Raw genomic sequence first — 23761 nt, 5'->3', positions numbered from 1 at the left:
ACATGGAAAACTAATAAATATTCAGAAATGAGTTTCAATTGATTAGTGTATCTAAATCTAGTATGAACATCATGTAATTATCTCGAATAACTAAGCAATATCAATTCAGATGGTTTAACATTAGCGCACTGTTTATCGTCGCAAACACATCTCTAGGCCTTACTGAGTCTTTATAAACATGAAATTAGGAAATGAGAAGGGGTTATTATATGGTAAATGGTAAAAAACTATTAGTTATAGGTGGCCCTAAAATTGCAATCAATATTGTGAAAAAGGCTCAGGAAATGGGAATATATACGATAGTAACAGATCAATTTATTAATTCTCCTGCTAAAGTCATTGCTGACGAAAGCTATATGGTAAGTACATATGACACAGCTGGTTTAGTGGAATTATGTAAGAAATTGAGAGTAGATGGAGTGATTACTGGATATTTTGATTCCATACTCCCTCATTATCAGGAAGTATGTGAACAGTTGAATATGCCATGTTATGCAACTAAAGACCAGTTTGAAATCTCCGTGAATAAAAATAAGTTTAAAAAAGCGTGTATTGAAAATGGCATCCCCGTAGTCCCAGAATTTAGATTGACTAGTGAGCTATTGAGTAGTGATTTGGAGAAAATAGAATATCCAGTACTTGTTAAGCCTGCCGACAACTGTGGAACTAAAGGTATATCGGTTTGTAATAATGAGTTGGAGTTAAGGGTTGCTTGCACAAAAGCCCTTGAGTTTTCCTCTTGTAAAGAATTCTTAGTAGAAAAATATATGGATTATCCGCATGTTGAGATGGACTATCACTTGGATGATGGAAAAATCGTTTTAGAGACTATGTGGGATAAAAGTGAGATAAATAACCAAAAAGGTTATGCTAGTTTGCCTGAAGCATTTATGTTTCCTTCAAATTATTTAAATAGTTATATTAATCAAATGAATGATAAGGTTATTAAAATGTTTAAGAATTACGGTTTTAAGAATGGTCTCATCTTTCTACAGGCATTTGTTAATAATGGGAGTTTTTATTTTTTTGAAATGGGATATAGATTGGGAAGTGCACAGACATATAAATTTATTGAAAAATGCTGTGGTTATAATCCATTGGAATTGTTAATAAGATTTTCATTAACTGGTTCTATGACCGAAGAAAATTCAAAGATCAATATATCTCCTTATTTCAATAGTAAGAAAGCGGTACAATTAATTTGTTTGTTACATGAGGGTACTATAAAAACGATTGATGGATTTGAAGAAGTCCAAGCGATTCCAGAAGTCATACATATTGAACAAAAACATTTTCCAAATGATGAAATTAAATTAGTAGGTACATACGATCAAATTTTAGCAAGAATCTATTTAGTCTCTGAAAATGTGCATTCAATTATACAGGCAATTAATAAAATTTCCAAAAATTTACGTGTCTATGATGTTGAAGGTAATAATCAACTGTTTCAAATCTATGATGCCAATAAATTATATGACTGGTCAATTGTTAAAGAATTCAATGGGGTATAGATCTGGGTTGAATAATACTTCGAGCCTCTCAATAAAAGTTATGTAATGAGTATGTAATGAGTATGTAATGACTTCATTGGTAAGTCGCGTTCCGAAAGAAATCGCCAAACCTTAAACGAGCGCGGCATCCAAGCTAGTGAGCACATACTCAAAATCTATACGAGCGCTTGCAAAGCCTGCTAGTAGCAAACCTCAATGATCATATGCGGAGCGTATTTCCAGAAACGGCCGACCGCGTTTTACGGAGGTATTGTCCTGTCCAATGAATGGTGTACAGCCGGAAAAAGGAAATAAACTCTTGTGCATCGTTAGCGGAACGGTGCTTTCCACTCAAAAAAATAAAAAGGGTCTGCGACATAATTGCAGACCCTTATTGAGCCAATCATCGCCCTTAGTTATCCCATTGTGGGTATCGTAAGCGACTGTCAGCACTAGATTCGCTTGGCTTTCGAAGGCTTGTTGCCGATGTCCCTTATGAGAACTGCCATTACTGCTATTTAAAAGATATTGCCAAACCGGTCGTCGATACGGATCGCAAGTTGAAAATGAAGCTCAAGAAAGCATGCTTGCAAGATATCGAACGAAAAATTGGAATAACCCGGGAAACTTCCGGAAGGTACAACAAGCCTAAATAGAGGAGAGCAACGTTCTTATTATAAACAACTAGCTACGTTACTCCAAAGGATTTTGGAATGGTTCTTTTAAAAGAATAAGTTATTCCTCTTAATTTAGTAATATTGGATGCGAATTTATCATTTGAATAAGCAAAGAATTGAGCCGAATTGACTCCAGCAAGAGACGCATGGGGACGTTCCTGGTTGTTGAATTGGACTCTTATGAAACGCGTGATGTCCATCGTATTCGTTGAAAATGATACGTTCATACTTGAGAGATTGGAAATATGATCCATCCTTTTGTTGTCTGTTGCTCAACCCTTACCATCCATAGGGACCTTCACTTTCAAGCAGTTCAACATAGTCAGAATTGGACCTGATTTGAACATTCAATAATTAACATTAAACCGCTTAGCTGATAGGAATGTGCGTACGTTCCATGTAGGCTCGTGCTAAAGTTCGGCTTCGAATAGAGCTTCGAGACCCAAAAGCTACATAAGACGAGTATACGCTTACGATTATCTCATAGACTTTCTCTTGAAGGATCCAGGTCTCCGCTAACCGAAGTAAGAGGGCGTCGTACTTCTTGTAAATTTACTGATATAGATATTATATTTAATTACATTTACATTTTATTCAATTATAGAAAGGATCATAAAGTGATAAATAATAAAGTTGAAGACTATTTCGTTCAGTTGGCTGGGCTATTAGAAAAAATGGAAGTAACATGTTATATTGCTGGAAGTTATGCTATGGGACTATACATCGAAGGGACAAGTGATTTAGATATCACTTTTATTTTTAAACATGAGAATTATATGGATAATAAAAACACTATACTTCGTCACGCTGAACAATTTAAGTTAGAGCTCGATTTAATGTTTTTCTGTGAAAATGAAATATTTATGAATCCTAGTTCTAAACAAGTAAGGGAAGGAATACTAAGTCCAAAAGTAAATGGAAGATTGTTTTGGGGGAAGAATGTATTAGATTCGTGGAACCTTCCATCACCAAAAGATTATATTGAATCAACTATTGATTTAACTCTTGATTTTATAAAAGAAGCCAGGGGCTTAAATTATCTAGATCTACCAATAAACTATCCAAATGAGAATGATTATTTTAAAGGTTATATAAGGAGTAGAAGAGGGAAGATATCGACTAAATTGCTTGTTTGCATCTACACATGGATTGCTGGGTGTAGATTAGCAGTAGAAAAGGGGCTATATATGCCATCAAAATATGATGTGGTTAGCGAATATAAAAAACATTATGACGATGGAGAGTATTTGGCTACTTTGCTACGGTATTGTAGGGATCAATGGGGCTATAATATACCTACTGATGATAAGGGGTTAACTCTACTACACCACTATTGCGCAGAAGCGTTAACTTGGGAAAAGAGATTTATTGATGACATTTATATAGAAAATAATAAAGTTAATACCCTGATCGGAGGATTTCAAAATGGATGAAGTATATTATGATTATATGATCGATCAATTCAAAAAAATCTTAAGTATTGACAGCATTTCTGGTGACTACGAGGAAATTCAAGAATACATAACAGATCAAATCAATAAAATGGGTTACGAATACGAGCTCCTTAACAAAGGGGGCATTATCGCGACACTTGGTGGAACTAATGAGGCATTAGCAATAACAGCCCATGCAGATACACTTGGACTAATGATTAAAAATGTAAATAAAGATGGATCAATATCACTTACTCCTATAGGAAGATTACCTGAGTATGCAGTGGAAAATGAGAATGTCCGAGTTAAAACGCATACAAGAAAGATATATACAGGTACAATTCGGCGTAAAAATTCGTGTATCCATGTCACACCTTTAGATGAACGATCTACTGTGGCAAGTTACTCAGATAATTTGGTCCTTTATCTAGATGAGCCCGTGGCTAATGAGAAAGACGTAGAGGCTTTAGGAATTCTGTGTGGAGATATAGTATCTTTAGAACCAAGGTTAGTCTTGACTGATAACGGGTATATAAAATGCCGGTTCTTGGATGATAAAATAAATGTTGCTATCTTGCTTACATATATGCATTTTCTTAAAAAGGAAAATCAAATTCTTAAGAGAAAAATATATGCTTACTTTTCAATGCATGAAGAGATTATGCATGGTGGTGCATGTGGATTCCCAAAAGATACTGAAGAGATATTGGCACTAGATGTAGGGTGCGTTGCACCTTTACAAAACTCGTCAGAATATAAAGTTACCATTTGTGCTGCTGATTCGCGGTTCCCTTATAATAGAAAGAGTTTAAAAAAACTAATCGATGTTGCAAATGATCATAATATTAGTTATACACTTGATATTTTCACACCAACCTATGGTACGGACGCAGATCTTGCGCTTTTGGCAGGATATGATGTTAGGCACAGCCTTATAGGTCCTGGAGTAGTAGGTACACATAGTTATGAACGAACGCATAAGTTGAGCCTGATAAATACATTTGATTTGTTAAATTCTTACGCACAAAGTTAACCGAAAATACATTTTGCGATAAAAGTATAAACAATAATAGGTTTACCGGAATCATCTTTTTATTTACTCTAAAGGAGCTACTAAAGAACATGTATAATGTGGGGATAGTGGGATTTGGTAAATCAGGGAGTCGATTTGTTCGAGCCTTTATTTATTTACAACGAAAATATAAAAATATTCTTTTGAAAGGAGTATGCGATAGAAATATAGATAAAGTAAAAAGACTTAGTGACTACGGAATAGAAGTATATAATTCTTTTGATGAATTTATACAGAAAGATGAATATGATATTTTAGTAATTTCGACGAATGAAGATAGTCACTATGATTTACTGTGTGAGGTGAAGAAAAAATCAAAAAGATGTAAAAAAATAATTATTGAAAAACTGCTTGTGGAAAAATTGCATCAGGCTTATGAAGTGAAGAGAATGTTTGATGATTCTTTTGTATCAGTACATTTTGTTGAGAGGCATAGCCCTGTTATAGAAGAATTAATAAGATGGATGAAACATGAAAATTTGTCTGTAAGCAGGTGTTCCTTTTTTTGGGGAAAGTATAGACTTTATGATAAAAGACCAACTATTGGGGTTTCCTCGGAAATTTGCCACCCCATTGATTTAGCGATTATGTTGTCCGACACAAAACCAGGGGCAGAATTTGAAATTTTACAAGGAAATTATGTATGTAGTAACTATTCACACTCCGGAAAAAATTTGATAGATACAATGTCAGTTAATATAATGTTGCAAAATAAAATATTGATTAACGGAAATAGTTCATTTTTATGGTATAGCCGTAAGAGGGAACTGAATCTTTTTTTAATAAATGATATAGGGATTATTAGTTATGTAGTAGAGATAATTTTTGATAATCCGCATTGGGATATTGATACATGCACTATTAACGAGATCAATAAGAATGGTAGCAAGAAACTCATTAAAAGGTTTAATGCTGAATCGTTTGATAATAAAACAGCTTGCATTACAAAAACAATTCGTTTTATTGAAGAAAACATAAATGAGGTAAAATATGGAGATGTAAGTGGAAATATTGTTCATATAAATCAAGCTGTCTATATCCAAGAAATTATTGCAAAAATAGAAAAGCACTCTAAAAAAAATAAAGTTGTAAGTATATTTAATAAAGAGATTATTCAGGAAGAAGAGGATGATACACCAGATGAGTGGTTATTTGATTACTTAGATGAACTCTATGAAAAAATTGATGTGAGTAAAATAGATAATTTGTATTGAAGATTATCAATACAAATCCAGAAAAATAAATACTGAACTATATTTGTTTTGAACGAGCTAAAGTATCATTTGGAAATCCTTTGTTAATCATTATGATTTGTTGAGTTACATTACATTAAGGGGGCGAATGAATCATTAGAACAATAAAAGGTAAAAATATTGCCTTTATAGGCATGGCGACATCTGGGAAAAGTACGATTGGACCACTGGTTTCGAAAGAGCTCAATATGACATTTATTGATACTGATTCAATTATTGAACAAAAATACAATAAGTCATTGGGGCAACTACTCGAAGATATTGGTAATGAAAAATTTATTATTGAAGAATCAAGTGTCATTTCTTCGCTCAGTTGTACGAATACTTGTATATCAACAGGGGGAAGTGTTGTTTATTCTCATACAGCGATGAAATTCTTGAAGCAAATAGCACATATAGTGTTTATAAATCTTTCATACCCAAAGATAGAAAATCGACTTGCATCTATTGATATTAAAAGTCGTGGGATTGTTATTGAGAAAGGAAAAAACTTATTTGATATTTATAGCGAAAGAAAACCCTTATATAGTATATATGCAGATTATACAATTGAGGCAGATGACAAATCTATTGAAGAATTAGTAGCAGAAATAACTGGCATATTTAGAGGATAAAGATAGCTTATAAAAAGGAACGAAATATTGAGCTTAGAGGTCTATGTTCAAAAAAATTCTAATGGTGTATACCACTTCTTTAGGAAACGTTAGGGGTGATTAGGTGCACAGCTCACAACAGTATGAAATAAACATGAATAAAACTGGCTTGCAGCTGGCCGAACGTGCGAGGGATTTAGTACATTCGAAGGCTTGGCATTTACTTACGAAAGAAGAAAAAAAGTTTGTCCGCAATCATTATATGGGGAGACAGGTATTCAGAGGATTCTATACAGACTTACAACTGTCACGCTTACTTACCATGCTCTTAAAACCATTAGCAGGCCGATTATTAGAGCCTTCTTGCGGGACGGGAAGATTGTTAGAGTATCTTGACCGCAGCAAACTCCAAATCGTTTGCTGTGAGATAGATCGGCAAGCAGCATCCATATGTAAAAGTATATATCCGGAAATCACACTATTGACAGGGGATACTCTGGCAAAAATAGACGAACTTCGTTCGCAATTTGATTATGTCCTAGCAAATCCTCCTTGGGGATTAAGAGTTAACCAATATTATGATAAGTATGAGTTGTTTAATGTAACACCGGAGAAAAGGAGCACTGCTCTCTTTTTGGAACTTTGCATTAATGCACTTAAGCCTGGGGGAAAGTGCGCCATTATATTACCGGAGAGTTATAAAAGTGAAGAATTTTCTTCGGTAAATAATTATGTTCAAAATTCTTCTGCGGTTTTAGCTGAAATCCATTTTCCTAAACATGTATTCTTTTCATCCAACATTCTGGTCTCGGGGTATATTCTGATACTAGAAAAAACGACTAGTTTTCGTAACTCATATATCAGTTCTTTAGATAGTTGGGATATTAACGATCTAGATTGGAATGAAAAATTGATTGAAAATATCGTTTGTGAATTTGAAAATTCACAAAACAGTGGGAAGCAATGACTCAATAATCAAGTGTTGCATATTATTGAAAGTCGATATGGAACTCGACTCCGACTTAAGTAATTATAACTGTCATGTTTAACAGTTGCCCCGAAGTGGTAGTAATGTGGGAAACGGGTGATTATTCGGATGTTCAAATGTAACAAAGGTAAGCTGGTACGAATCTCGCTGAAAATAAAAGGAAATTGGGGTGCTTATGAATAGAAAAATAGAATCAATTCGGAAGCAGGACATCGCTTTACGCAACATATTGTCTCATGCTCTACAAACAGTACCTTACTATCAGACATCACAAATCTGGGATAGTCCCACAATAGAAGATTTTCCTATACTTGAGCGATCGGCCGTAGCAGGTAACGAAACATCTTTCCTCTCAACGGCTGTCCCTTTCGCCAAATTAAAGTACCAGACAACGAGCGGCTCGACAGGAACACCAATACGTTGTTTCAAGTCGAAAATCGATTCTGTTCGCATGGGCATTCCATTATGGAAGCGAAGGAATTGGTTCGGAAAGGTTTCACCAAATGATCGATATGTGATGTTTACTATGAGGTACAACTTAGACAATCCGGTGATATATTCAAATAACATTTTATTTTTAAGTTTGTTGGATCTTAGTCCAGCAATGGTGAGTCTCTATATAAATGAAATTATTAAATTTCAACCTAAATGGTTGTTTGGACCACCGTCAGCACTTCATTATATCGCTTTGCATCTAATAGAAAAGGAAATAAAAGGGTTTCCTAGGTTGCAATTTATTGAATTGGCTGGTGAATTTTCCACCCCAGAGGAACAAGCTTTTTTGTCAGATGTTTTTAGATGTCAGGTTACCAATATGTATGGCTCTAAAGAAACATGGCTTATTGCATACAGTTGTCCTAATGGACATATGCATGTCGCTGATGATAATGTTTTTCTCGAATTAATCCCCCTACAAATGGAAAACACACAAACAAGTGAAGTACTAATAACAGGCCTAAATAATTTTGCTATGCCTTTTGTGAGATACAAACTTGGGGACATCGCTCAATCTAACCCTAAGTTAGAATGCGAATATCCTGGTCCATCTATAAAACTAATTGGCGGAAGATCAGGTGTTTTTTTTTCGTATAATGAAAAACTTCTGAATTCGGCAGTGCTGTTTATGCTCATAATTGATTTTCATCAGTATTACCCAGGCACTATCCGACAGTTTCAGTTTGAACAACGTGGTCCTTATCAATTTGTTCTGCATTACATTCCCGGGGCGAAATATCAAGGCGATAATATTACTTATCTCGAACAATTGATAAAAAGCAGACTGGACGGAATAGATTTAACTTTAAACGCCTTAGAATATATACCGTTAAGTAACAACGGAAAAGTATCATATTATGTGAATAATACTATTTGATAGGTGAGTGAATTAAAATGCGTAACTCTATTTATAAATTTATCAAGAACAAACTTCAGGATTATGGAAGAGAAGTATCAGAAAATTATAAACTAGTCGACGACTTAAATTTGGACTCATTATCAATTTTGACTTTAATCACGGATTTAGAAGATGAATTTTCAATTGAAATTAATGATCGATTATTGTTGACCGTTGTTGAAGGAACCATTGAAGATATTGTAAAACTGGTTGAAAAAATATTACAAGATAGTTCCTCTAAAGAGGTTTCATTATGACTGACAATACAATTATTCTACAAAAACTGTTTTTAAAGAACGAAGAGAATGTGTATTTGCAAACTATGGACTCCTCGTTTACTTTTTACGAATTTTTTTCAATTATTAACCAAATAGGAACCTTGTTGAAAAATCAGCATCCGGAGCGATCATTAGCTCTAATTTCGTGTAAACGACCATTACATTTTATTGTATCTTATTTTTCCTGTTTAATTGCTGGCATGGTTCCAGTTGTTTGCTCGGGTTTATTGAAATCAGAAGAAATCCACAGGCTTCTTATAGGGAAACGATTATTTTTGTGTGATTATCCAGTAACAGAAATCTATGGGGTTTCGTGTATCCCATATGAAAAAATGCCTCAACTAATGCTTCATTATTTCCCCAATGGGAATAACGAATCTGTTTCTGACTACAACATATCCGTATTGATTCCGACTTCTGGTACGTTTGGAAAAGCAAAACTAGTTGGGTTAAGTGTAGAGAATATTATAAGTAACGTCGAAGCTATAAAGAGTAAATTAAATCTAACTTCCTTAGATTCAACTATTGCTGCTTTGCCATTACATTACAGTTTCGCACATACAACACAAATGTGGTTACAATTATATTTAAGCGCAAAATTAGTTTTGACCGAAGGCTATTTCGTTCCAAAATTATTTTATTCATTAATTGAAAAATCACAACCCCGTACAACCGGTTTCATTGCTAATCATATCCATATGTTAACAACTGCTGGAGCAACTCTGAATCCTACTGCAGAATCACTTCGAACTATTGTGATTGCGGGGGGCTCTACCAGCGCTACGCAAATGGAGAAATTACAGACACTTTTTCCTCATACTACAATTTTGCAGGGCTATGGATTAACAGAGGCCTCGCCAAGAGTTTCCATGGAGACCCAAGGAGAAACTATTCGTTTTGTAAATGGTATTCGATCTAGTGGAAAGCCACTTCCAGGTGTATCAGTGTGTATTTTCAAGGATGATGAATCGAGCTATTCTAATTCTCAATCAATCTTGCTAGAAGAAGGAATAATTGGAGTAAAGGGTCCCAACCTTATGGTAGGTTATTACAATGATCCGGAAGAAACTAGTAAAGCGATAAAAAATGGGTGGCTGTTTACTAACGATATTGGTTTTTTAGATCAAGACGGTTACCTTTATGTCAGGGGAAGAAAGAATAGTATGTTTGTACACAAAGGTTATAAAATTTATCCTGAAGAAATCGAGTCTTATGTTTTGGAAGATAACCGAATAATGAATTGTCTAATACAATTTAAACAGACGGAACAGAATTTCGCATATTTAATGACTATTGAAAGCGATTATACAATAGAAAAACTTGACATTTGGAAAAGGTTAAATAAAACATTGCCATATTGGAAAATACCAGATGAAATTATTGTAGGTAAAGTACCTGTATCGGCAAATGGCAAAAAAGTTAGGAAGGAAGCGGATTAATTGAATATTTGGGCACGCTCTTCTTCTCTTTTCCAAACGGATGCCCCGTTTGGAGCACTAGATTGTTTAAATAATTCAATTTCAGCGTATTTGTGGAGTGTTTGTAATGATTACCAAGCCTTTTGTGTTCATAACTGGGATTTCTACTATATCCAGGGCTCTGATAATTTTGGAGCGAGTCTTTCGAAGGAACAGATCGGTCGGCTTCTTCGAGAAACCTATGGTATAGAGTTTCAGGAAATTAGATTCGATGAGATACCATTTAACAAGATGTTTATTATCTCGCTAAATGCAAAACAGTTGGATTTCATTAAAGAATGTTATGGAAAGAAAGACCAGATGCATTACGTTTTGGCGCAAGTAGAAGCTGATAATGTAATGCTATACAGTCCATTTTATTCCGTCCGTCGGTTAGTAACTAAAGATTTTCTTCAGCAAGCATGGTCGGAATTGAAAAAGCCAATTTTCAGTTTAAATCAGCTTAATACAGAGGTGGTCAAGTCTAATATTTCACCTTATCTGTTGTGTGAAGATTATTTTACAAAGTACAACTCAACACTTAGAAATATTTTTGAAAGATACAAAACTTTATCGGAACAAAATGATTATTCTGAGTTCGAAAGTTTTTTTGGCCGCTTGCGATGCATTGAGTTAGCTAGGCGCAGACACTTTGAGGCACTGGAGACTAAATCAGACTTTGAAGATCGCATCCTGAATGGGTGGGTTAGTGTATTGAAAAATGTAATTCGTTCCCATACACTTCTTGGAAAGTATGAAGTAGCGGTTTTAAACAGTCTGCAAGAAGTCGTCAAATATGAGATTGAATACTTGAAATCATTTCAATACAATGTTGAGCAAACTGATAGAAATTCATGATGACATAAATTATTGTTAAAAGTCATTAAATTTCCCAGACTCAAGCTAGTTGTGGCTATCAGAACGTTTATGTATAGATTATATTTGGGTTAATTCGCTAACCGAAATGCCGCATATCATTCCTCAATAACTGTAGAAAGGTGAGTTTTTATGGAGGTATTAAAAAATGCGAATAATAAAGCACCAACGATAGGCGTAATTGGACTAGGCTATGTTGGATTACCACTTGCTCTTGAATTTTCGCTTAATGGGTTTGATGTAATTGGTATGGATATAAATTTTGATAAAGTCATGAAATTGAAGATGGGGGAAAGTCTACTAGGCAATGATATTTCGACAAAGCTCCAATTATGTTTGAGTAGTAATAGTAATACTATATTTTTTACTACTGAGTATTCAATGATTTCTAAGTGTGAAGCAATTATAATTTGTGTGCCGACGCCATTAAACGAAATGCGCGAGCCTGATTTATCATATTTAGAGGATGCCGTGTCGAATATAAGAAAACACGTTCGTAAAAATTCATTAATAGTTCTTGAATCCACTTCGTATCCGGGGACTACTGAGGATTTATTGCTATCAAAATTCTCAGATGATGGTTATATCATCGGTAAAGATCTTTACTTATGTTATTCTCCAGAAAGAATTGACCCTGGGACTTTGAATAACAATATTACACACATACCAAAAGTAATTGGCGGAGTGACACCAAAATGTTTAGAGCGCGGAATAAATTTATACAAAGCAATCGTTCTAAAATTGATACCGGTTACATCTACTAAAACAGCGGAAATGACAAAACTTCTGGAGAATACATTTAGAAGCGTAAATATCGCCTTTATAAATGAGTTTGCCTTACTCTGTGAAAAAATTGGCGTGAATATTTGGGAAGTTATAAAGGCCGCCTCTACAAAGCCATACGGTTTTATGAGTTTTTATCCAGGACCAGGTGTAGGAGGACATTGCATCCCAGTGGATCCAGTGTTTTTATCTTGGAGAGCAAAACATCATAATTTCTTTAGTGAATTTATTGAGATTTCCCAAGAAATAAATAGAGCCATGCCGAATTATGTAGTACAGAAAATTACAGAAGCCTTAAATCGAAATATGAAGTGTATAAATGGATCTAAACTATTATTGTTAGGAATGACCTATAAACCAAATATTGCTGATTATCGTGAATCTCCTTCGATTGAAATATACGAGATGTTAAATTATTTGGGAGCAAAAATCACAGTAAATGAACCGAATATAGACTTAATTTATGACAAAAAAGGAAATATCATAGAGAACAAAGAGTTATCCTATCACGAATTAGCTAATTATGATTGCATTGTAATACTAACTGCACACTCGGTATATCAACCAGAATTAATTGTGAAATATGCAGATCTAATTGTGGATACTAGAAATTTATTAGACGGATATATTGATGATAAGATTGTATTGCTAGGTGCACCTGATAAAAATTTTGATCTAAAAAAATTAGTTGCGATATAAAATGAAAATAGGCGAAGAAACACAGGTTTCGGTTAAAACAAATGAAAGGAAGGAGCCTTTTGAGTTGCATAAACGTTTTTGGAATGTTTATTTATTCTTTTGTATCAAAACGCCCATCGTTGCCGTTGGCATTATTACCATACTCTTATTAAGCATGAACGCTCTCATGGATGGTATTAAGATAAGTCAATACCTTCCCATGACTGCCGAAGTGTCGCTTCACACTAATTCGGTGACATTAGAAGTTAATTTCACTGATGTTAGATCAGATATAGGTAACGGGGATCCAATCATTTGGTTTACTCATTATAGTGGTAACCGATATGAAGGTAAAGTTCTAGACATCAATCATGGGCAGAATACGACAGCAATCAGGATTAGTGCCAAGTCGGAAGATTGGGCCGATGCCAAAGCGGAAGCGAGGAGTGAAAATGGAAAGCTTGGGATTACTGTTGACGTTCCGGTTGGAGAGAGTACTGTAAAACAGCGTTTATTTTCTAATTGGGTAAGAAAAACATGAGCAGGGGGACATTTCGAGTAAAACTGAAGATCCTTTGGCCGATAATATGGAAGTACAAGTTTAGCCTCGCAAACTTATTTCTTTGTGTACTTGTAACCTCGGTAATCGGAATGGTTTATCCATACATATTCGGTCTGCTAATAGATGAAGTTTTTTATCATCGGAATATAGCTTTTTTTAAATTCATTGTTCTTGGATACGGTATTATCTACTTAAGCGAAACAGGACTTCATTTTGTACTAAACAGTGTGTGGTCTTATTTAGTCACGCGGTTCTCGTTCGATATTCGCAAAAAGCTGTACGATAAACTCCTTTCTCTTCAATCATCTTTCTTTCATAACAGCCGTACAGGAGATATCATGATCATAATTAACCGTGATGCGGACGAAGTGATGAACTTAATCCATTGGAACATTTTTTATTTGACGGCTAACGTCATTCGTCTTCTTACAGCAGTAGTCTTTGTTCTGAACGCGAATGTGTATCTTGGGTTAATTATGCTAGTGGTCATTCCAGTTGTTGTGCTTGTTACGAGGGCGTTCGCCCATGCGACGAAAGTACGAGTAGAGGAGCAACGAACACAATATGGAAAGTTTATGAGCTGGTGTGTTGAGATGCTCGCAGGCTTACGTGATATACGGCTGATGGCTGTAGATAGTTATATAAATCGGCAATTTGTCAGACTTATTGCGCAGTATATGCGATTGACAAATCGGACAAGCACTATCCAATATTATTCTAATCGAGCGGTCAGTTTTGTTACACTCATATCAGACCTGATTCTGTATATATCAGCCAGCCTCTTTATCATTAAAGGCAACTTAACAGTAGGCAGTTTTATCGCCGTGATCGACTATTTTTTCAAGGCGAACGGACTGCTCCAAAATTTGAGTGGAGCGAGTGCTCGCCTACAACAAAATAAAGTGGCTCTAAACCGCGTATTTGGTCTTCTTGGCGAACAAGAAGAGATGAGCTCGGTGGGCGCTTCTAAACTCGTTGTCAGCAAGGGTACTATTGAGTTTGAAGAAGTGTCATTCCGATACCGTAGCGAAACTCCGGTGCTTACCCGATTAAATATACGGATTGAGGGAGGGGAGACGGTAGCCATAGTAGGAAAAAGCGGAAGCGGTAAGACCACGTTAATCTCACTGTTACTACGCTTTTACGAGCCGAGTGAAGGTCATATATGGATCGATGGTATGTCTATTAAGGATTGCATACATTCATCAGTCCGTAAATCTATCGCTGTCGCGCTACAGGAGCCATTCTTGTTCGAAGGAACAATTCGTGCAAATTTGCAGTGGGGAAATACATCCCTATCTGATAACCAGCTTTGGATGGCTTGTCAGTCAGCGTATATTGAGGATTATGTAAGAAGTTTACCTAAAGGGCTTGATACGATAATCGGAGGTGCTTCTGGCATATCTATGTCTGGCGGGCAAAAGCAGCGTATTGCAATAGCGAGAATATTTCTAAAGCAACCCCGTATTTTTGTTTTTGATGAAGCCACTTCAGCACTCGATAGAGAAGCTGAAGAAGCAATTAAAACAAATTTGAAACAGTTAGGTGAACACTCGACAAAAATTATTATTGCCCATCGACTTTCGTCAATACTCACGGCGGATAAAGTTGCCGTTCTGGAAGAGGGCCGAATTGTCGCGTATGGGCAGCATCAGGAACTATTACAGACTAGCGACACATATCAAAAACTTTTCCAAGAGCAATATGCAGAGTACAAGGAGGAAAAGGTGATTTGAATCGATCATTTTTCAGGGATAGGCTGAACTGGCTCTATGCATTCCAACATCAATGGAAACGCTTCCAAACGCAACTGATTTTACTGACCGGCTTCAAGATTGCGCTTCTGGCACTGAGTCTTATCTCTCCGTTACTCTTCAAAGTATTAGTAGATCGAGTTATGGTGAATCGAGAGCTCGGTGTACTTTGGCTTGTATGCATTGGTTATTTGTGTATTTATATTGTGGAAAGTTTAGTGATTTACGGACAAACGGTGGCGGGAAACAAACTTACTAATCGCCTTACATTCGCTATTCGAAGGTCTATTTGGAGTCACTATATGCGCATGCCGTTTGAAAAGTTCGAACTCTCGGACCGGGGCGATCTCAAAAATCGAATTGATCAAGATACGCTAACGGTGGATCGATTTCTAAAATCTCACATACTCGAATATGGATATAGTTGGGCGTTTCTGATGTTTGGCGCAGTAATGTTATTTTTATTTAGTTGGCAACTGGCAATATTCGGAATGCTGATGGTGCCGATTTCGTTTTGGATGACTAAAAGGCTTGGAAGAGGTACAAGATTAGCTTCCGAGCAATATCGTGAAGTGTACGGACGATATGAAGGTTGGTTGCAGAATTCCATTCGTGGGTGGAAAGAAACTAAAGCGAATGGCATGGAAAAACGAAGCTCAATTATATTCACCGAATATTGGCACAAACTTATCGAAGCTTTTTTCAAAAAACATCTATATTGGTATGGGAATCGATCGTTTCAGGCAGTTAAAGATTTTTTTATTACACGCATGAATTTATACTTCATTGGAGGATTACTAATAATTTACGGAGAACTTTCAATCGGAAGTCTATTGGTGTTTATGAAATACTATGAGCAATTTTTCACTCATCTTGGAAAAATTGGGGATCTTGATATGCAATTGGCTAATGATATTCCTTCTTTGGAAAAGGTTAAAACTGTATTAGATGAGCTGGATGCGGTAACCGGCAAAATATCGAAATTTGCTCAGTGTCCTATTATACCAGACCATCAAGTTAAATTCGATAACGTCAGTTTTAAATATGTAGGGAAGCAAGATCCAGCGCTACAATCCATAACTTTCTGTGTCGAAAAAGGTCAGACTGTAGCACTTGTTGGTAAAAGCGGTTCCGGAAAAAGTACGATCGCTAAGTTATTGCTTGGCTTGTACGCGCCAATGGCAGGGCGGATAGAGGTTGGCGGTAGAGACATAGCGAGTATTAGGCCACGTGACTTACAGAGTGAGATCGCTGTCGTTATGCAGGATCCCACAATTTTTAATCTGTCAGTGTTTGACAACGTCCGACTGGGAAGACCAACGGCGACAGATGAAGAAATTATGGAGGCTTGCCGGTTGGCACATATGGATGAATTTGTGCTTAAACTTCCAGAAAATTATTCAACGATGATCGGCGAGCGGGGCATACAACTATCTGGAGGGCAAAAACAACGGCTTGCTCTGGCTCGGGTACTTTTGTCGAGGGCCCCGATTATCTTGCTGGATGAGGCGACATCGCAACTCGATCTTGAGATTGAAAAGGAAATCAATTGCAGGCTTCAGCAACTGTCGGGCAAGCGTACAGTTCTAATAATTGCGCATCGGTTGTCTTCCATCATAAAAGCTGATCGTATTGTAATATTAAACGAGGGTCTGATTGAAGATGTAGGTATTCACCAGGAGTTGTGGCACCGGAACGAGACGTATCGTACACTCTTTCGGAAGCCCGTTCAGGAAATCGGTTTATAAGCTATGCATAACTACGAGCCGATTAAGCAAATGAAATAATTAATTTGTTTCCTACTTTGCGTATACCTGACATGAATAAAAATTTCAAAATGGCAACAGCCCCGTCAAGTCTGCATGAACAAAGAACATCCATCATTAAGAAAGGACCGTTTCAAAGTATCTTTTGGTCTGGGGCAATTGTAGTTAAATATACGAAATAGTAATTAAGATGATCTTGTTCAAAAACGATCCGAAGGCTGGCATGATTAGCCTTTTACAGTATATACAAATTCGAGAGAAAAAGAATGAATGATCAAATCACTTTTGAATATTTCCAATTGTCTGATAAAGCCAATCTAAATAACAAATAATATCAAATTTTACATATCAAATTCATTTATATGGTTCATTTTGTTATAATGTATATTTATTGGAGGTGAAATGTAAGATTGTAGGTTAGAGATACTTTAACTGGAATTTTGAATAATTCAAGTTCCATTAATAGCTTGGCAGAATTATCTCCTTTCATTAAATGACATTTATACTTTCTTTCCAAAACAGACGAATTAGATTAGAAACTAAACGAATTATATTACCCTTTCACACCTGCATCGAGTCAGATTACAAAAGGCAGATTATACTTGAGAAGAAAGTATATCTCAGAGATTGTATTAATGTTGGTTAAGATAGGGACTAACCGCCTGAAAGGAATGCTGAAAAATGGAAGACAAACTAACAGGACTGATTGTAAAAAATATATCATCTCAAACCTTTAACGATGATCAGGACTTAAGACTAATTGGATTAGATTCATTAAAAATGATTAGACTGATAGTAGAAATTGAAGAGATATATGATATTACAATTCCTGATGAACTATTAACTAGTGAGACATTTTCCACGAAAAAAAAGATATTGAATGTCATCCAAGACATCTTAAGTAAAAAATCCGAAGGTTAATATGCTCAGTTGAAAAAAGCACTCTTAAACCAACAAACAAATGGCTGTACCGGTTACATGGGGTCACACTTTGATCATAAAGTTCTTGAGTTCATCTTGATATAACTGGAATTGGCATAAATCGAGCTTTTAAAGAGACTGAGAGGAGCAATAGTATTGGAGAAGATACAATTATATTCTAGTTTACCTCCACATAATTCAAGTAAAGATTACCTTTCAGATGTAATTAATATAGCCAGGTTGTCAGAGCAATCGGGATTCGATGGCCTTCTTTTATTTACTAACCATCACGTATTGGATCCATGGGTAATGGCATCTGTAGTTTTGTCAAATACCGAAAAGCTGATACCTTTAATCGCAGCGCAACCATATATGTTACCTCCATTCACTGCAGCTAAAATGATCCAAAGTTTAAATTACCTATACAATAGAAGAATCAATATTAATTTATTGAGTGGAAGCCGCGAATCAGAATTAAAAGAAGTAAATGCTATGCTTGCCGATAAATCAGCCAGATTTAATAGACTGGAAGAATACACAACCATCCTGCGGGAAATATTGGTGAGTAAATTACCAGTTGTTTATGAGGGGGAGTATTACAAACTACAAGGACTTCACATTTCACCTATTATAACAGAGGAACAAATGCCAGTATTTTTCGTGGCAGGCAACTCTTCTGAAGCAATATCTTCGGCGCAGAAATATGGTGACGTTACCTTATTTCGGCCTGAACCCTTTAATATATTCGAAAAATTTTACGTTGAAAAAATAATGGGATCGAAAATTCGAATTGCGATTCGTATCTCGATTATTACAAGGCCAACATCTGCAGAAGCGTGGGATGTGGCCGAATCCAGGTTCCCATCAGATAAAGATGGTTTAACGAGAACGCGTGTTCGTAAAAACTCGAGTGCAAGTAATACTAGAACAATGGCAAACCTTGCATTGAAACAAGAAGTTTATGATGATGTTTTTTGGATGGGGGCTTTTCTAAGAGGGAAATCATCCGATCCTTATTTGGTTGGCAGTTATGAGGAAGTAGCCCTATACCTTGCTCAGTATATAAACTTAGGTGTGAAGATTCTTCTGATTGGCGATCTTTTTTCAGAAGAACAATTTTATCATTTTAACAATATGTGGGAGTGTCTTTGGATCAATCGCCATTCAAGTGAATTTCAGGAAAATGGCTTCTGAAAACCACGACCGCTAGGCTATTGCTTAGAATATATCCACCGACGGCGGGGCGATTAGCTTATTATTGGAGTGTATTGTTTAGCTAAGCAATTCACCTTCAAGACCAAGAATAATTTGGCCGCCGACAAGATCTGAGCCTATCAGGCAATTGAAAGCGATCATTCACTTCCTAATGGTTAGCTAGACAGAAAGAGGTCAATAACTGCAACCTCATAGGTTCCATGTCATTGCACCCCTCAAGAAGAACCGAATCATTGATCCATCCAGTTTCACATTAGAATTAACGGTTTTTCCTGGCGGTACATTCGTTAATCCAATCTCTGCTACATTACCGTGGACGGTCAGGGTTTTCACTTTCACGAAGTCCCCGGTCAGCACACGCCAGAGCGGTTATCTCTCAACGCTTAGCACCGTGAATTTGGCCGTGACGCTTGTGCTCAAACAGCATAATATCGAATAATATATCATGATACACGATTTGGTCCGGACGCTATAGTTCGATTATTTGACCAGCGTTCAAATAAAAGATAAAAATGTGCATCCACCCTGATCTTGTAATTTTGAGACTGGGACCGAAAGTTGGGACGGCTGCCCGCTTCTCTCAGATAGCCTTAGAATGCTATTAATGCGGCAAAGCACTAATTTTTAGGTAGAGCCACTATATCCGCCTGATAAGCGACGCTAACGGGTAGAAGACTTTCGGATCTAATTAGGCGCAACCCCAACTTTGGTTGTCTACTATTCCCAGTAACATCATTCTTATTTGCTAAAGTTGAGAGTTAAAATAAAGTGGGATCACAAAAAATTAGAACAGAATATCAAACTCTACATATATTATTTATTTTAAATCAATTATCAGATAAATAGATATTGCTGAGATTGATGTGAATGATTACCACTTCAATAATTTGGCACTGGATTTTCAACTAGTCTAGCCAAGAGCGCAACCGAAAAAATAGCGAATTTCAAAAACTCATCATATGGAGAATAATCATTATGAATGTCCGAACAATGAGGATAGAAATTAATTTACTTCGGGAAAAGGATTCATTGCCTAATGAGACTGCAAGACTTGTCAGTAAATTCGATACGCGTATAATTAAGATCAACAGGTTAATCAGACGGTCCTACGGTCAACCATTATGCTTACAATACATGGCCGATTTAATTTCTTGTCATCCAACATACCTTAGCAATACATACAAGAAAATTTTTGGTATTAGCCCCATTAAACATCTCCAACAAATCCGGCTCGAGCGTGCGGCTGATTTGCTTCAGAAGGAAGAGTTTAAGATAACCGATATTTCTCGGAGAGTTGGGTATATTTCAACCTCGCAGTTTATTGAGGCGTTTAGAAAGAAATATGGCTGTACACCAAAACTTTATCAGACCAGGCTTAATTTAAACGTCAAATAGCCCGCAGCTTGTTATTAAAATTAGAGCTAATCTCTTAGGTTTTTCAATTATAAATAATACCCGACAAGTTAGAGTTAGTGATAGCTACTACGGAAGCATCTTGTCTAGCGAATCTGGTTCTTTGAGATCGGCTAGCTAGGCAGTTATCCTTGAAGCCGCATGAGTATTGGCAAATAGACAATTTTTTGTCTAATAACGAACGGTTAACCTCGCATTCACTTCGTTATTCAAATGTTAAAATAACGAAGGTTACTTTTATTAATAAATTACCATTTTCGCAAGTAGTGTAATTGTGGTCAAGTCCAAATTTGTGTGTAAAATCTCGTACAAAAAACCTACTCGTTATGAGTAGGTTTTTTGGTTGTCTTTGCTGTTTGCTTTCGCCACTCGTGACACTCTTTCATTTCACTGTATTTATTTTCAACTAACCATTTTTCATTCATCTCTATTAGCAATGTACAAATAGTCAAATGACACTGCAACAGACAACAGCTCGTGGTGACCCGAGTCCAGTTGTGCTCTATTAGGGGAGCACTCGAGTCAGTAAGTCACGGTAAGGCATTTTGATCATTCCTTTATACCAATAAGCTGTTATAGAGGCATGCTACTAGAGCTTTGTTTAGAGGTATGTCGGCGATCAGGCAGCATGGGAGTACAGAGGCGCAATTGGGGATAGGCGAAACAGTTGGGAGGGGAGCGAACGTCTTTAACAGGCAAAGGCCCCTTCTCAATCCAACATCACTTACACATGAATTAGAATTATCAGCAGCTGTATTTCATCTATTTAATATGATGGAAGGGAATTCCAGTCAGCCGCATTGCAATAGCTCTGACACAACTCTCGAGCGAAAAGGTGCAGCAGCTGGACTTATTTGATTACCGCCGAAAATATTTGACCTAGAGAGAGCTGTGGATGCTATAAAAGACCGTTTTGGCGATGTGGCGATCAGGAGCATCGTCTTTCGAAACTAGCGTTGCAAGGGAAAGGTCTGGACAGATTGGAGGCTAATATAAATGAACAAACTGGATGGTTACATTCGTTAGGGGAAAAATGCTTTTGACCGGATATCCGGGACACTATGATCAGCGGATCAGGCATTTAGACCAACTCAAGAGGAATTAGAGATGAAAAGAGACAAAATTCTGTTTCCTCATTTAATAACGATAACCCAGAAATCAACTGAGGATGTTGGGCTTGCAAAATAACCTTAAAGGGAGTTAGTATTCGATGCCTAGAAGTCATCATGTATAGTATTTCAGATGATTACTACGCTTTAAAACGAGACTTAAAAGCCGTAACATCAGGATATCTGAAGGAGAAACAAGTAGTGATGGTATTTTATATTACCGCTATATTTGTCGCGGAATGAAGAAAAGTTTGGCATTGTCCATGAAATGCGTGCAGAAATGTTGCTGAGATTAACTAAGTATAATTCTGATATTGCAAAATTAATAGGAACAAAAAATTGATGGAGATAAATCTAATTACTTAGGGAATTATACGTAAATGAGGAAACTAGTTGCCAGTTTTGCATCAATAATCGAAGGAGATTTTGACATAAAAGCTAGTCACTTTCTAAGTCTTATAGATAGCTACTGGCCAAATCACCCTAATGAACATCATAAGTCCTGTATAATAACGCTTTTTCCATAAAATGTATTGACGGGATCTGAATAATGTAACATAATGTATAAAATTATTTTTTTTATGTAAAGAGAAAGGAGATTTTTTTCACAATCCACTGAAACTAGTATAGTATGTACAAACTTATTAAAGATAGAAAACGCTTAACTTTCTATATATGGATATGTTATGGAATCTTTAAGACATTAAATTAAATGAAGACCTTTTTAAGAGAAGTATTTATGAAAGATAAAGATGCACTTTTGCGTAAAAATCAGCGACTTATACAAGAGAAAACTTCTAATAAAAAATAATACTCCAAACAAGGATGGGAACAACAGAAGGTCAAAACTTAAATTACAAAGAGGAGTACGCTCATCTAAGACGTTATGATTGCATATTGTAGCGAAACATTTATTACACCTAAAAGTTCTTAAAATTACTAAATAGTTCAAAGGAGATTATCATGCGAATCCTACCAGTTTCAGAACCAATTGTATCTGTCTACCCTAAACATTCCATTCCATTAAGTGTACTATGCAATCATGAGCAAACACTAGATTGGTTATTAAGTCAATATATTCAAATAAAGGTTCATAAGAATTATATCACTAGTCTTCCTACTGATTGGTGTGATTTTTATACTATTGATCCCAGATTTTCCACCTCACCTTGGTTACATTCAGAATGTGTGACAAGATCAAGCATTATGAGTTGGAGTGAAAATGATCCTATTTCTTTTTTTATTAAATGTATTGATCTGGGCATGTATATTTCAACAAGAGTTGATGAGTTTTATATCAATAATACAAAAGCAAATCTGAATAAATATTATTTTCCACATGCAATTCTGGTATATGGATACGATGAAAATAATCAACTATTTTACATTTCCGGATATGATATTAATGGTAAATTTAGTAAAATAAAAGTTTCTTTCGCAAACTTCGAACAAGCATTTTTAAGTTTAAATAATAGTGAACTAGAGTTTTTCTCAGAATTCACTCACTTAATGACATTTAGAGAAAATATTTTTAATTATAAACTTGACTTTAATTGGATATATAAACAAATGTATGATTATTTAAATTGTGAAAATACAAGTTTACGTTTTGGTGGTTTAATTAATACAAAACTAGAAGATTTTTATTATGGGTTACAAGTTTATGACAAAGTAATGGATTACTATGAAATTAATAATAATACTATAGATCATAGGCCTCTTCATTTAATATGGGAACATAAAAAATTGATGATAGTACGACTGAAACATATGGAAAACAAACAAAAAGAATTAAAACTCTCTGATGAAATAATGGGTTATTATGAATTGGAACAAATCGCTCAAATTACAAGAAATTTAATGTTAAAAATCAATGTTACAAAGAATTTGGTGGAAATAAAAAAAATTAATAATAATTTGGAAGACATGAAAAAAATAAAAAATAATTTAGAGGAAATGAAAAAGAAGGAACGAAACATACTTCATTTAATTTTACTTAAGTTGCAACCATTTATTAACGAATCAAGAGATTGAGTTTAAACTTATAATA

18 protein-coding genes are annotated in these 23761 nt (G+C 35.7%); all 18 read left to right on the top strand.

Annotation, left to right across the window (positions count from 1 at the left end; translation table 11 throughout):
• Positions 1–209 precede the first annotated feature (209 nt).
• The 18 genes from V1L65_RS15805 to V1L65_RS15725 all read left to right on the top strand — a co-directional run bounded on the left by V1L65_RS15805 (position 210) and on the right by V1L65_RS15725 (position 23745).
• The gene (locus V1L65_RS15805) at positions 210–1511 is read left to right on the top strand and encodes an ATP-binding protein (protein WP_331700161.1); all 1302 of its coding nucleotides are present in this window, start codon (positions 210–212) and stop codon (positions 1509–1511) included.
• A gap of 1273 nt (positions 1512–2784) precedes the next feature.
• Positions 2785–3600, top strand: a complete 816-nt coding sequence (locus V1L65_RS15800) for a nucleotidyltransferase domain-containing protein (protein WP_331700160.1) — start codon at positions 2785–2787, stop codon at positions 3598–3600.
• Positions 3593–4633 carry a peptidase M42 gene (locus V1L65_RS15795; protein ID WP_331700159.1) on the top strand — a complete coding sequence of 347 codons (1041 nt, stop codon included), beginning with the start codon at positions 3593–3595 and terminating at the stop codon, positions 4631–4633. The genes V1L65_RS15800 and V1L65_RS15795 overlap by 8 nt, the downstream gene beginning before the upstream one ends.
• 89 nt (positions 4634–4722) lie before the next feature.
• Complete coding sequence (locus V1L65_RS15790; RefSeq protein ID WP_331700158.1) at positions 4723–5886, top strand: Gfo/Idh/MocA family protein; 1164 nt, start codon at positions 4723–4725, stop codon at positions 5884–5886.
• A 173-nt stretch (positions 5887–6059) separates the two neighbouring features.
• The gene (locus tag V1L65_RS15785) at positions 6060–6539 is read left to right on the top strand and encodes a shikimate kinase (RefSeq protein ID WP_331700157.1); all 480 of its coding nucleotides are present in this window, start codon (positions 6060–6062) and stop codon (positions 6537–6539) included.
• Between the two features lie 103 nt (positions 6540–6642).
• Positions 6643–7485, top strand: a complete 843-nt coding sequence (locus V1L65_RS15780; RefSeq protein WP_331700156.1) for an HsdM family class I SAM-dependent methyltransferase — start codon at positions 6643–6645, stop codon at positions 7483–7485.
• 196 nt (positions 7486–7681) lie between these two features.
• Positions 7682–8878, top strand: coding sequence for an AMP-binding protein (locus V1L65_RS15775; protein WP_331700155.1), 1197 nt, complete (start codon positions 7682–7684; stop codon positions 8876–8878).
• Between the two features lie 17 nt (positions 8879–8895).
• On the top strand, positions 8896–9156 hold the full coding sequence (locus V1L65_RS15770; protein ID WP_331700154.1) for an acyl carrier protein: 261 nt from the start codon (positions 8896–8898) through the stop codon (positions 9154–9156).
• Entirely contained in the window at positions 9153–10616 is a 1464-nt protein-coding gene (locus tag V1L65_RS15765) for a class I adenylate-forming enzyme family protein (protein WP_331700153.1), read from the top strand. Before V1L65_RS15770 ends, V1L65_RS15765 begins: the two co-directional genes overlap by 4 nt.
• Positions 10617–11492 (top strand): hypothetical protein, encoded by an 876-nt coding sequence (locus V1L65_RS15760; RefSeq protein ID WP_331700152.1) that lies wholly within the window; start codon positions 10617–10619, stop codon positions 11490–11492.
• A 150-nt stretch (positions 11493–11642) separates the two neighbouring features.
• Entirely contained in the window at positions 11643–12992 is a 1350-nt protein-coding gene (locus tag V1L65_RS15755; RefSeq protein WP_331700151.1) for a nucleotide sugar dehydrogenase, read from the top strand.
• Positions 12982–13512: a hypothetical protein gene (locus V1L65_RS15750; protein WP_331700150.1), complete on the top strand. Its 531-nt coding sequence runs from the start codon at positions 12982–12984 to the stop codon at positions 13510–13512. Before V1L65_RS15755 ends, V1L65_RS15750 begins: the two co-directional genes overlap by 11 nt.
• Positions 13494–15269 carry an ABC transporter ATP-binding protein gene (locus V1L65_RS15745; protein WP_331700149.1) on the top strand — a complete coding sequence of 592 codons (1776 nt, stop codon included), beginning with the start codon at positions 13494–13496 and terminating at the stop codon, positions 15267–15269. The genes V1L65_RS15750 and V1L65_RS15745 overlap by 19 nt, the downstream gene beginning before the upstream one ends.
• Positions 15266–17035, top strand: coding sequence for an ABC transporter ATP-binding protein (locus tag V1L65_RS15740; protein ID WP_331700148.1), 1770 nt, complete (start codon positions 15266–15268; stop codon positions 17033–17035). Before V1L65_RS15745 ends, V1L65_RS15740 begins: the two co-directional genes overlap by 4 nt.
• Before the next feature lie 699 nt (positions 17036–17734).
• Positions 17735–17974 (top strand): phosphopantetheine-binding protein, encoded by a 240-nt coding sequence (locus V1L65_RS15735; RefSeq protein ID WP_331700147.1) that lies wholly within the window; start codon positions 17735–17737, stop codon positions 17972–17974.
• Between the two features lie 156 nt (positions 17975–18130).
• Entirely contained in the window at positions 18131–19168 is a 1038-nt protein-coding gene (locus V1L65_RS15730) for an LLM class flavin-dependent oxidoreductase (RefSeq protein WP_331700146.1), read from the top strand.
• Between the two features lie 996 nt (positions 19169–20164).
• Positions 20165–20584 (top strand): helix-turn-helix transcriptional regulator, encoded by a 420-nt coding sequence (locus tag V1L65_RS28740; RefSeq protein ID WP_442955700.1) that lies wholly within the window; start codon positions 20165–20167, stop codon positions 20582–20584.
• Between the two features lie 2090 nt (positions 20585–22674).
• Positions 22675–23745 (top strand): hypothetical protein, encoded by a 1071-nt coding sequence (locus tag V1L65_RS15725; protein ID WP_331700145.1) that lies wholly within the window; start codon positions 22675–22677, stop codon positions 23743–23745.
• The last annotated feature ends 16 nt before the right edge of the window (positions 23746–23761 follow it).

Origin of the sequence: Paenibacillus sp. IITD108, from assembly GCF_036541265.1 — a bacterium.
Lineage (GTDB): Bacteria > Bacillota > Bacilli > Paenibacillales > Paenibacillaceae > Pristimantibacillus.
Note: the sequence above shows the minus strand (reverse complement) of the source record. Positions and strands in the feature narration are given on the sequence as shown.

Excerpts from the sequence above, each read along its gene's own strand:
- V1L65_RS15805 (WP_331700161.1), top strand. The coding sequence starts at position 210 with ATGGTAAATGGTAAAAAACTATTAGTTATAGGTGGCCCTAAAATTGCA.
- V1L65_RS15795 (WP_331700159.1), top strand. The coding sequence starts at position 3,593 with ATGGATGAAGTATATTATGATTATATGATCGATCAATTCAAAAAAATC.
- V1L65_RS15790 (WP_331700158.1), top strand. The coding sequence starts at position 4,723 with ATGTATAATGTGGGGATAGTGGGATTTGGTAAATCAGGGAGTCGATTT.
- V1L65_RS15785 (WP_331700157.1), top strand. The coding sequence starts at position 6,060 with ATGGCGACATCTGGGAAAAGTACGATTGGACCACTGGTTTCGAAAGAG.
- V1L65_RS15775 (WP_331700155.1), top strand. The coding sequence starts at position 7,682 with ATGAATAGAAAAATAGAATCAATTCGGAAGCAGGACATCGCTTTACGC.
- V1L65_RS15770 (WP_331700154.1), top strand. The coding sequence starts at position 8,896 with ATGCGTAACTCTATTTATAAATTTATCAAGAACAAACTTCAGGATTAT.
- V1L65_RS15765 (WP_331700153.1), top strand. The coding sequence starts at position 9,153 with ATGACTGACAATACAATTATTCTACAAAAACTGTTTTTAAAGAACGAA.
- V1L65_RS15755 (WP_331700151.1), top strand. The coding sequence starts at position 11,643 with ATGGAGGTATTAAAAAATGCGAATAATAAAGCACCAACGATAGGCGTA.
- V1L65_RS15735 (WP_331700147.1), top strand. The coding sequence starts at position 17,735 with ATGGAAGACAAACTAACAGGACTGATTGTAAAAAATATATCATCTCAA.
- V1L65_RS28740 (WP_442955700.1), top strand. The coding sequence starts at position 20,165 with ATGAATGTCCGAACAATGAGGATAGAAATTAATTTACTTCGGGAAAAG.
- V1L65_RS15725 (WP_331700145.1), top strand. The coding sequence starts at position 22,675 with ATGCGAATCCTACCAGTTTCAGAACCAATTGTATCTGTCTACCCTAAA.